Genomic DNA, 10,470 nt, shown 5'->3' with positions numbered 1-10,470 from the left:
AGGGCACCATGCTGCCGGCCGGCTTCGGCCACATCGCGGGCGGTTATGCCGCCGGCTACTACGGCTACCTGTACAGCCTGGTGGTGGCGATGGACCTGCGCACCGCTTTCGAGGGCCACCGCCTGGACCCGGCCGTGGGCCAGCGCTACCGCAGCACCGTGCTGGCGCGCGGCGGTGAAGTGCCGCCGCTGGAGTTGGTCAAAGGCTTCTTGGGGCGAGACACGAATGCGAAGGCGTTTTTCGACGACCTGAAGCGGTGAGAGAGCCACGAGCCGACAACGGAACATCAGAAAGTGTGTGCACTAATCACAACTGGTGAACTCTGATCGGCCTTTCCGCTCAAGCCGGCCCGCCCCCCACCGAAAGCCCGCCTGACACCCGTGTCGGTTGGAGGGGCCGCGATGTCCATTTCCCTGCGTCTAAAACTCTTCGCCATCGCCTTGCCGGCGCTGGCGTCCACCTTGCTGCTGGCTTGGCTGGGCGTGTATCAACTGGGGCAACACGACGCCGCCGCTCGCCGCGTGTTCGTGGCCAAGGACGTGGTGGCCGACATCTTGCCGCCGCCGCTGTACCTGATCGAGATGCGCTTGGTGCTGTCGCAGGGGGTGGAGCAGTCGATGCCGCCGGCCGAGGTGCGGCAGCAGCTGGCCCGCCTGAAGCAGGAGTACGAGGACCGCGTGCAGCACTGGCGGGCGCACCCGCCCTACGGGCTGGAGAAGGACCTGCTGGGCGCCCAGCACGAGGCGGCGCAGGCCTTCATGCAAAGCGCCGAGCGCGACGTGTTGCAGCCGCTGCTGCGCGGCGATGCGGCCGCTGCCCGGCAGGGTCTGTCGGCCGCGCATGCGCTGTACCTGCGCCACCGCCAGGGGGTGGACGCCACGGTGGTGTCGGGCAATCGCTTCGCGGCCGACACCCTGGCGGAGATCGATGCGCTCTCGCCTAGGGTCAAGCTGCTGATGCTGGGCGCGACCCTGGTCCTGCTGGCCCTCTCGGCGCTGCTGTTCCACCGGGTGTCGCGCCGCGTGCTGCGCCAGGTGCGCCAGGGCGCCGACCTGGCCCGCGCGGTGGCCGATGGCGAGCTGCTGCGCCGCCGGCACACCCGCACCCGTGACGAGATGGGCCAGTTGATGGGCGACCTGGACCGCATGACCGGCAACCTGTCGAACATGGTCGGCCAGATCCGCGGCCAGGCCGCAGGCATCGCCACCTCGGCCGAGCAGCTGCAGCGCGGCAACCAGGACCTGCAGGAGCGCAGCAGCCATGCGGCCCAGGGCGTCAACGCCACGCTGGCGGCCGTGGCGGCCATGGCCTCGACGCTGGAGCAGGCCACCCACCTGGCCGACGAGGCCCACTCGCAGGTGAGCCGCGCGTCCGAGGTGGCCAGCCAGGGCGGGGCGGCGGTGCATGAGGTGGTCAGCACGATGAACGACATCCAGGCGGCCAGCCAGCGCATCAGCGACATCATCGGCGTGATCGACGGCATCGCTTTCCAGACCAACATCCTGGCGCTCAATGCCGCGGTGGAAGCAGCGAGAGCGGGTGAGCAGGGCCGCGGCTTCGCGGTGGTGGCGTCCGAGGTGCGATCGCTCGCCCAGCGCTCGGCCTCGGCCGCGCGAGAGATCAAGGACCTCATCGGCAACAGCGTGGCCAAGGTGGCGCAGGGCCATGGCATCGTGCAGCGTGCCGGCAGCACCATCGCGCATGTGGTGCAGGAGGTGCAGGGCGTGCACCGGCTGATCTCGGACATCCACCAGGCCGGTCGCGATCAGCAGCAGCGCATCCAGGAGGTGATGCTGGCCGCCGAGTCGCTGGACCAGGACACCACCCGCAACGTGGCGCTGGCCGACGACACCACGGCCGCGGTGCGTTCGCTGGGTGAGCGGGCCGGCCAGCTGAACGAGGTGGTGGCGCGGTTCACGCTGAGGGAGGAAGAACCAGCGCGGTAGGGCCGGCTCCTTGCCTGACCGAACCGGTCCAGCCAACAAAAATGCCCTGCAACTCACGCTGCAGGGCATCGCTGGTCGGGCCTTCGGGCCCGTCGTCGATCCGGGGCGTTCAGTGCCTCACAGCACCTCTGAAGCAAAGTCCGCCAGCCGCGAGCGCTCGCCGCGGGCCAGGGTCACGTGGCCCGAGTGCGGCCAGCCCTTGAAGCGGTCGACCGCGTAGGTCAGGCCGCTGGAGCCTTCGGTCAGGTAGGGCGTGTCGATCTGTGCCAGGTTGCCCAGGCAGACGATCTTGGTGCCCGGGCCGGCGCGGGTGATCAGCGTCTTCATCTGCTTGGGCGTCAGGTTCTGCGCCTCGTCGATGATGACGAACTTGTTCAGGAAGGTGCGCCCGCGCATGAAGTTCAGGCTCTTGATCTTGATCTTGCTGCGCACCAGGTCGTTGGTGGCCGCGCGGCCCCATTCACCGGCGCTGTTGTCGCTGCGGGCCAGCACTTCCAGGTTGTCGTCCAGCGCGCCCATCCAGGGGCTCATCTTCTCTTCTTCGGTGCCGGGCAAAAAGCCGATGTCCTCGCCCACCGGTACCGTCACGCGGGTGACGATGATCTCGGTGTAGCGGCGCTCGTCCATCACCTGCGCCAGGCCGGCGGCCAGCGTCATCAGCGTCTTGCCGGTGCCGGCGGTGCCGGTCAGGGTGATGAAGTCGCACTCGGGGTCCATCAGCAGGTTGAGCGCGAAGTTCTGCTCGCGGTTGCGGGCGGTCACGCCCCACACCGCGTTCTTCTGGTGGGTGTATTCCTTCAGCGTCTTCAGCACCGCGGTCTTGCCGGTGATCTCGACCACGCGCGCATACAGCGGCACCGCGCCCGGCGACTCCAGGTACACGAACTGGTTGATCAGCAGCGCCGGCACCATGGGCCCGGCGATGCGATAGAAGGTGTGGCCGCTTTGCTGCCAGCTCTCCATCGTCTTGCCGTGGCGCTCCCAGAAATCGGCGGGCAACTGCAGCACGCCGTTGTAGAGCAGGTCGCCGTCTTCCAGCGTCTTGTCGTTGAAGTAGTCCTCGGCCGGCAGGCCCAGCGCGCGGGCCTTGACCCGCATGTTGATGTCCTTGGACACCAGCACCACGTCGCGGTCGGGCATCTGCTCGCGCAGGCCCTGCACCACGCCCAGGATCTGGTTGTCGGCCTTGCCCTGCGGCAGGCCGGCCGGCAGCTTCACGTCCAGCAGCGTGGTCTGGAAGTACAGCTTGCCGCCGGCTTCCTTGTGGCCGGTCTTGGCCAGCGGAATGCCGGCCTTGGGGTCGGCCAGGTTGTCGGCGCCGGCCAAGGCATCCAGCTCACGGCTGACCTGGCGCACGTTGCGCGAGACCTCGCTCATGCCCTTCTTGTGGCCGTCGAGTTCCTCGAGCGTGATCATCGGCAGGTAGATGTCGTGCTCGTCGAAGCGGAACAGCGAGGTCGGGTCGTGCATCAGCACGTTGGTGTCCAGCACGAACAGCTTGGCCGGCCCGGTGTGCTTGGGCTTGCGCGGCTTGGGCTGCGGTGCCGGCCGATCGGCGGCGCGCGGCGTCACCGGGGCGGACTGGCGGGCGCTGACCGGGGGCAGGGCGGGCGCGGCAGGGGCGGCCGGCTGCGGCTGCTTGCGCGCCGGGGTGCGGGCGGCGGGCGTGCCACGGGCCGTGGTCGGCGCGGGGGCCGCAGCCGGTTTGGCTGCCGGCACGTCCATCGGTTCCTGGCTGAAGAGGTCGAGCACCGCAGGCGCCACCTCGGCGGCTGCGGGTTGTTTGCCGGTGCGCTTGCCCGTCTTGGGGGCGGCCTGCGAATCGAAGTCGGCGGGAGCGAGGACGGCTGCTTTGCGGGTCGGCGGCTTGGGCAGGGGCATGGGCGATGGGCTTTTCAGGCTCGTAGAAACGACAAAGCCGCGCAGGGGCCTGCGCGGCTTTGGAGGGATTCGGACGCGTGGTCGCTACAACTCACGAACATGAACCCATTATGCGCCCCGTGGATGACAGCCCCCAAGCTCGCTTCGCTCGCTACCCCCCGAGGGGGCCGCACCCGCCCTTGGGGCGGCCCGGCGGGCGGGTGGGTGGCTGCCTGTCGGGGCTGATGCTTCGGAGGCTAGGCTCAAGCCGCCAGCTTGAGCGCGTTGACGGCCTTCAGCACTTCTTCGACGTGGCCGGCGACCTTCAGGCCGCGCCACTCGGCGCGCAGCACGCCGCTGGCGTCGATCAGGAAGGTGCTGCGCTCGATGCCCTTGACCTTCTTGCCGTACATGATCTTGTTCTTGACCACGCCGAACATGTGGCAGAGCTTTTCTTCGGTGTCGGCGATCAGCTCGAAGGGCAGGTCGAGCGCCTGCTTGAACTTCTCGTGCGAGGCCATGTTGTCGCGCGACACGCCGAAGACCACGGCGCCGGCGGCCACCAGCTCCTTGTGGTGGTCACGAAACTGCATTGCTTCGGTGGTGCAGCCGGGGGTGTTGTCCTTCGGGTAGAAGTACAGGATCACCGTCTGACCGGCATACGCCTGGGGTGTGAACTTCACACCGCCCGTGGCAAGCGCTTCAAACTCCGGGAGGGCTTTATTGAGGGCTGGCGTCATGAAGGCGGATCTCTTCTAGGGGGTTACCTGACGGGGCAGGAACAACCCTTGATTATACGGGGCCGGCACGACGGGCCGGTTTTCGTGAGGTTTGAACTTGCCTTGCGCGTGAGGATTCACTGCGGTTGCAGCAGCAGCGCCGCCACCACCGAGCGACCTTCGCTGGCCAGCACGTTGTAGGTGCGGCACGCGGCCGGCGTGTCCATGGTCTCGACGCCGATGCGCCGCTCGATCAGCGCACGCTGCAGCGCCGGGCTGACAAAGCGCAGCTGCACGCCGGAGCCGAAGATCACCAGCTCGGGCTGCAGCGCCAGCACCTGCTGGAAGTGCTCGGCGGTGAGTTCCGCCACGCTGCCCACGGGCCATGCCACGGGCTGGCCCTGCCACGGCACCAGCACGCTGGAGGTGTAGGCGGTGCCGTTGACCCACAGCCGACCGGGCTCGACACGAGAGATGCTGTTGACGCCTTCGAGATGGTCGGGTTGGAATTTCATCGTGGTCTAATTATCGGTTCTTCGGAGAACCCCCTGTGAAGCCGCTATCAAAGTCCACCAAGCTCGCCGACGTGTGTTACGACATTCGTGGACCGGTGCTGGCCAAGGCGCGGCAGATGGAGGACGAAGGCCAGAAGATCATCAAGCTCAACATCGGCAACGTGGCCGCGTTCGGGCTGGAGCCGCCCGACGAGATCGTGCAGGACATGATTCGCAACCTGCCGCACACCGCCGGCTACACCGACAGCCTGGGCCTGTTCGCGCCGCGCAAGGCGGTGGTGCACTACACGCAGCAAAAGAACATCAAGGGCGTCAGCGTCGACGACGTGTACCTGGGCAATGGCGTGTCCGAGCTCATCACCATGAGCCTGAACGCGCTGCTGAACAATGGCGACGAGGTGCTGCTGCCTTCGCCCGACTACCCGCTGTACACCGCATCGGTGGCGCTGTCGGGCGGCACGCCGGTGCACTACATGTGCGACGAGCAGAGCGACTGGCTGCCCGACATCGCCGACATCCGCGCCAAGATCACGCCCAACACCAAGGCCATCGTCGTCATCAACCCGAACAACCCGACCGGCGCGCTGTACCCCGAGAGCGTGCTGCGCGAGATCGTGGAAGTGGCGCGCCAGCACCAGCTGCTGATCCTGGCCGACGAGATCTACGACAAGACGCTGTACGACGGCCAGGTGCACACCAGCATCGCCTCGCTGGCCGACGACGTGCTGTGCATCACCTACAACGGCCTGTCGAAGAACTATCGCAGCTGCGGCTACCGCGCCGGCTGGATGGTGGTGTCGGGCGACAAGCGCCATGCCCGCGACTACATCGAGGGCCTGAACATGCTGGCCTCGATGCGGCTGTGTGCCAACACGCCGGGCCAGCTGGCCATTCAGACCGCGCTGGGCGGCTACCAGAGCATCAACGACCTGGTGGCGCCCACCGGCCGGCTGTGCCGCCAGCGCGACCTGGCCTATGAGCTGCTGTCGCAGATTCCGGGCGTGAGCGTGGTCAAGCCCAAGGCCGCGCTGTACATGTTTCCGCGGCTCGATCCGCGCATGTACCCCATCCAGGACGACCAGCAGTTCGCGTATGAGCTGTTGGCCGAGGAAAAGGTGCTGATCGTGCAGGGCACGGGCTTCAACTGGCCCACGCCCGACCACTTCCGCATCGTGTTCCTGCCCAACTCCGACGACCTGGCCGAAGCCATCGGCCGCATCGCGCGCTTCCTCGAGCACTACCGCAAGAGACATTCCCAATGAAACCGATTCGGATCGCCGTGCTCGGCGCTGGCGTGGTGGCCAGCGGCGTGGTGCATGTGCTGCAACGCAACCAGCAGGAAATCCAGCGCCGCGCCGGCCGCGGCCTGGAAGTCATCGCCATCGCGGCGCGCAACACCGCCAAGGCGCGTGAGGCGCTGGGCGCCACCGGCGTGGCCATCGCCGACGACTTCGAGGCCGCGGTGCGCCGCCCCGACGTCGACATCGTGGTCGAGCTGATCGGCGGCACCGACCGCGCCCGCGCACTGGTGCTGGCCGCCATCGAGGCCGGCAAGCACGTGGTCACCGCCAACAAGGCGCTGCTGGCCGTGCACGGCAGCGAGATCTTCGCGGCCGCCAGCGCCAAGGGCGTGATGGTGGGCTTCGAGGCTGCGGTGGCCGGTGGCATTCCCATCATCAAGGCGCTGCGCGAGGGCCTGACGGCCAACCGCATCGAGTGGATCGCCGGGATCATCAACGGCACCACCAACTTCATCTTGAGCGAGATGCGCAGCAAGGGCCTGGACTTCGGCACCGTGCTGGCCGAAGCGCAGCGCCTGGGCTATGCCGAGGCCGACCCCACCTTCGACATCGAAGGCGTGGACGCGGCCCACAAGGCCACCATCATGAGCGCCATCGCCTTCGGGGTGCCGGTGCAGTTCGACAAGGCCCATGTGGAGGGCATCACCAAGCTGCAGGCCGCCGACATCCGCTATGCCGAGCAGCTGGGCTACCGCATCAAGCTGCTGGGCATCACCCGTCGGCGCGACGAAGGCATCGAGCTGCGCGTGCACCCGACGCTGGTGCCCGCCAAGCGGCTGATCGCCAACGTGGAAGGCGCGATGAACGCCGTGGTGGTGCAGGGGGATGCCGTGGGCACCACGCTGTACTACGGCAAGGGCGCGGGCAGCGAGCCCACCGCCAGCGCCGTGGTGGCCGACCTGGTGGACATCACCCGCCTGCACACCGCCGACCCCGACCACCGCGTGCCGCACCTGGCCTTCCAGCCCGATGCGATGAGCGATGCGCCCATCCTGCCGATCGAGCAGGTGCGCACCGCCTTCTACCTGCGCCTGGTGGTGGCCGACGAAACCGGCGTGCTCAGCCGCATCACCACCATCCTGGCCGAGCGCGACATCTCGATCGACGCGGTGCTGCAGCGCGAATCGGCCGAAGGCGAGCGCCAGACCGACCTGATCATCCTGACCCACGACACCGTGGAAGGCCGCATGCGCCAGGCCCTGGCGCAGATGCAGGCGCTGCCCACGGTGCTGGCCCCCATCGTCGCGCTGCGCAAGGAAGAGCTGGCCTGACCGTGAAATACATCAGCACCCGGGGCGACGCCCAGCGCCGCAGCTTCAGCGAGATCCTGCTCGAGGGCCTGGCGCCCGATGGCGGCCTGTACCTGCCCGAGCAGTACCCCAAGGTCGACGACGCCACGATGAACCGCTGGCGCACGCTCTCGTACGCCGACCTGGCGTTCGAGATCCTGTCGCTGTACATCGACGACATCCCGGCCGACGACCTGCGGGCGCTGGTGCGCAAGACCTACACGCACGCGGTCTTCGGCACCGAAGCCATCGTGCCGCTGAAGCCGCTGGAACCGGGGCTGGCGCTGGAAGCCTTGTCCAACGGGCCCACGCTGGCCTTCAAGGACATGGCGATGCAGCTGCTGGGCCACCTGTTCGAGTACGAACTGGCCCGCCGCGGCGAAACGCTCAACATCCTGGGCGCCACCTCGGGCGACACCGGCAGCGCCGCCGAATACGCGATGCGCGGCAAGCAGGGCGTGCGGGTGTTCATGCTCAGCCCCCATGGCCGCATGAGCCCGTTCCAGCAGGCGCAGATGTTCAGCCTGCAGGACGAGAACATCCACAACATCGCCATCGAAGGCGTGTTCGACGACTGCCAGGACATCGTCAAGGCGGTGAGCAACGACCTGCCGTACAAGCGGGCGCATCGCATCGGCACCGTCAATTCCATCAACTGGGCGCGGCTGCTGGCCCAGGTGGTGTACTACTTCGCCGGCTACTTCCAGGCCACGCAGAGCAACGCTGAGCGGGTGAGCTTCGCGGTGCCTTCGGGCAACTTCGGCAACATCTGCGCCGGCCACGTGGCCCGCATGATGGGCCTGCCGATCGAGCGGCTGATCCTGGCCACGAACGAGAACGACGTGCTCGACGAGTTCTTCCGCAGCGGCACCTACCGCGTGCGCAAGGGCCACGAGACGCACGAGACCTCCAGCCCGTCGATGGACATCAGCAAGGCCAGCAACTTCGAGCGCTTCGTCTTCGACCTGATGGGCCGCGACGGCCAGCGTGTGCGCCACCTGTTCGCCGAGCAGGTGGAGCAGGCCGGCGTGTTCAGCCTCACGGCCGAAGAGTTCGGCCGCATCGCCGGCTTCGGCTTCGTCTCGGGCAAAAGCACCCATGCCGACCGGCTGCGCACCATCCGCGACACCTGGGATAGCTACGGCGTGATGATCGACACCCACACCGCCGACGGGCTGAAGGTGGCGCGTGAATGCGCGCTGGCTGGCACCACCACGCTGGTGCTGGAAACCGCGCTGCCGGTGAAGTTCGCCGAGACCATCCGCGAAGCGCTGGGTCGTGAGCCCGAGCGCCCGGCTGCGCTGCAGGGCATCGAAGACCTGCCCAAGCGCTTTTCCGTGATGCCGGCCGACCCGCAGGGCGTCAAGGCCTACATCTCGGCCCACGTCACCGCGGCTTGAGCGCGGCCGCGATGGCTGCAGTCCCGGCCGTGCCGCGCTTCAAGCTGGTGGGTTTTGCCGGTCCCTCCAACGTCGGCAAGACCACGCTGATCACCGGCGTGCTGACCGCGCTCAAGGCCCGCGGGCTGCGGGTGTCGGTGCTCAAACATGCGCACAAGCGCTTCGACGTCGACACCCCCGGCAAGGACAGCTGGCGCCACCGCGAGGCCGGCGCCTTCGAGGTGCTGCTGGCCTCGCAGAAGCGCCTGGCGCTGCTGCGCGAATACGAAACCGAGGCCGAGCCTTCGGTGCACCAGCTGCTGGCCGAGCTGTCGCCCTGCGACTGGGTGCTGGTCGAAGGCTTCAAGCATGCCGACCTGCCCAAGATCGAGGTGCGCCGCGCCGCCGCGCCGCAGCAGCTGGCGCCGCTGTATCCCGACGACCCCTTCGTGGTGGCGCTGGCCACCGACAGCCCGCCGCCGGTGCCCACGTCGCTGCCGCAGTTGTCCATCGACGACCCCGGCGCGGTGGCGCAATGGCTGGTGCAATCGGGCGACCGCTTCGACTACCTGCCGGAGCACCACCTTCCTGACGAGACCGCATGACTGCCCCTTTCGACCGCCCCGGGCTGATGCCGCTGGACGAAGCACTGCGCCTGCTGGGCGAAGGCGCCCGCGCCGCCGCCATCACCGAGACTGAAACCCTGTCCACCTTCGACGCACTGGGCCGCGTGCTGGCTGCAGAGGTGCGATCCGGCCTGGACGTGCCGCCGCAGGACAACACCGCGATGGACGGCTACGCCCTGCGCGTGGCCGACGTGCCGGCCGAAGGCACGCTGCTGCCGGTGAGCCAGCGCATCCCCGCCGGCGTGGTGGGCCAGCCGCTGCAGCCGGGCACCGCGGCGCGCATCTTCACCGGCGCGCAGATCCCGGCCGGCGCCGATGCGGTGGTGATGCAGGAGCGCTGCGAAGCCGTGGCCGCGGACGATCCGCAAGGCCTGGGCAGCGTGCGCGTGAACATGGTGCCGCCGCTGGGCTATTCGATCCGCCGCCGTGGCGAAGACGTGCGCAGCGGCGCCGTGGTGCTGGCGCGGGGCCAGCGGCTCACGCCGCAGGCGCTGGGCCTGGCCGCCTCGGTGGGTGCCGCGCAGGTGACGGTGCTGCGCCGGCCGCGCGTCGCGCTGTTTTCCACCGGCGACGAACTGGTGATGCCCGACCAGGTGCCGCCCGATCGCATGCCGCCGGGCGCCATCTACAACTCCAACCGCTACACGCTGCGCGGGCTGCTGCAGTCGGCCGGCTGCGAAGTGACGGACCTGGGCATCGTGGCCGATCAGCTGGAGGCCACGCGTGAGGCGCTGCGCCAGGCGGCGGCGGGGCACGACCTCATCATCACCTGCGGCGGCGTGTCGGTGGGCGACGAAGACCATGTGAAGCCGGCGGTGCAGGCCGAAGGCCGGCT

At 68.4% G+C, this 10,470-nt stretch carries 10 protein-coding genes; 7 read left to right on the top strand and 3 right to left on the bottom strand.

Annotation, left to right across the window (positions count from 1 at the left end):
• Positions 1–260, top strand: a 260-nt coding sequence (locus ABNT58_RS23310) for a M3 family metallopeptidase (RefSeq protein ID WP_348755787.1), incomplete at its 5' end; no start/stop codon positions are given.
• 141 nt (positions 261–401) lie between these two features.
• On the top strand, positions 402–1,946 hold the full coding sequence (locus ABNT58_RS23305) for a methyl-accepting chemotaxis protein (protein WP_348755786.1): 1,545 nt from the start codon (positions 402–404) through the stop codon (positions 1,944–1,946).
• 117 nt (positions 1,947–2,063) lie between these two features.
• Here the strand turns inward: ABNT58_RS23305 and ABNT58_RS23300 are convergent, their stop codons facing one another.
• The 3 genes from ABNT58_RS23300 to ABNT58_RS23290 form a co-directional block, all read right to left on the bottom strand.
• A complete protein-coding gene (locus ABNT58_RS23300) occupies positions 2,064–3,827 on the bottom strand; it encodes a PhoH family protein (RefSeq protein WP_348755785.1) in 1,764 nt (587 codons plus the stop codon).
• 242 nt (positions 3,828–4,069) lie between these two features.
• Positions 4,070–4,546 (bottom strand): peroxiredoxin, encoded by a 477-nt coding sequence (locus tag ABNT58_RS23295; protein ID WP_348755784.1) that lies wholly within the window; start codon positions 4,544–4,546, stop codon positions 4,070–4,072.
• A gap of 116 nt (positions 4,547–4,662) precedes the next feature.
• Entirely contained in the window at positions 4,663–5,040 is a 378-nt protein-coding gene (locus ABNT58_RS23290; RefSeq protein WP_348755783.1) for an Mth938-like domain-containing protein, read from the bottom strand.
• A gap of 35 nt (positions 5,041–5,075) precedes the next feature.
• Between ABNT58_RS23290 and ABNT58_RS23285 the strand changes: the two genes are divergently transcribed.
• The 5 genes from ABNT58_RS23285 to ABNT58_RS23265 all read left to right on the top strand — a co-directional run.
• Complete coding sequence (locus tag ABNT58_RS23285) at positions 5,076–6,302, top strand: pyridoxal phosphate-dependent aminotransferase (RefSeq protein ID WP_348755782.1); 1,227 nt, start codon at positions 5,076–5,078, stop codon at positions 6,300–6,302.
• Positions 6,299–7,612, top strand: a complete 1,314-nt coding sequence (locus ABNT58_RS23280; protein ID WP_348755781.1) for a homoserine dehydrogenase — start codon at positions 6,299–6,301, stop codon at positions 7,610–7,612. Before ABNT58_RS23285 ends, ABNT58_RS23280 begins: the two co-directional genes overlap by 4 nt.
• Positions 7,613–7,614: 2 nt before the next feature.
• Positions 7,615–9,030 (top strand): threonine synthase, encoded by a 1,416-nt coding sequence (gene thrC / locus ABNT58_RS23275; protein WP_348755780.1) that lies wholly within the window; start codon positions 7,615–7,617, stop codon positions 9,028–9,030.
• Between the two features lie 11 nt (positions 9,031–9,041).
• On the top strand, positions 9,042–9,614 hold the full coding sequence (gene mobB / locus ABNT58_RS23270) for a molybdopterin-guanine dinucleotide biosynthesis protein B (RefSeq protein WP_348755779.1): 573 nt from the start codon (positions 9,042–9,044) through the stop codon (positions 9,612–9,614).
• Positions 9,611–10,470: molybdopterin molybdotransferase MoeA (locus ABNT58_RS23265; RefSeq protein ID WP_348755778.1), on the top strand; the 860-nt coding region annotated here is incomplete at its 3' end. The genes mobB and ABNT58_RS23265, both read left to right, overlap by 4 nt.

It is taken from the genome of uncultured Aquincola sp. (genome assembly GCF_964001545.1).
In the GTDB taxonomy this organism is placed as follows: domain Bacteria; phylum Pseudomonadota; class Gammaproteobacteria; order Burkholderiales; family Burkholderiaceae_C; genus Aquincola.
The sequence above is the reverse complement of the archived record's forward strand: the minus strand, read 5'-3'. Positions and strand labels throughout refer to the sequence as shown.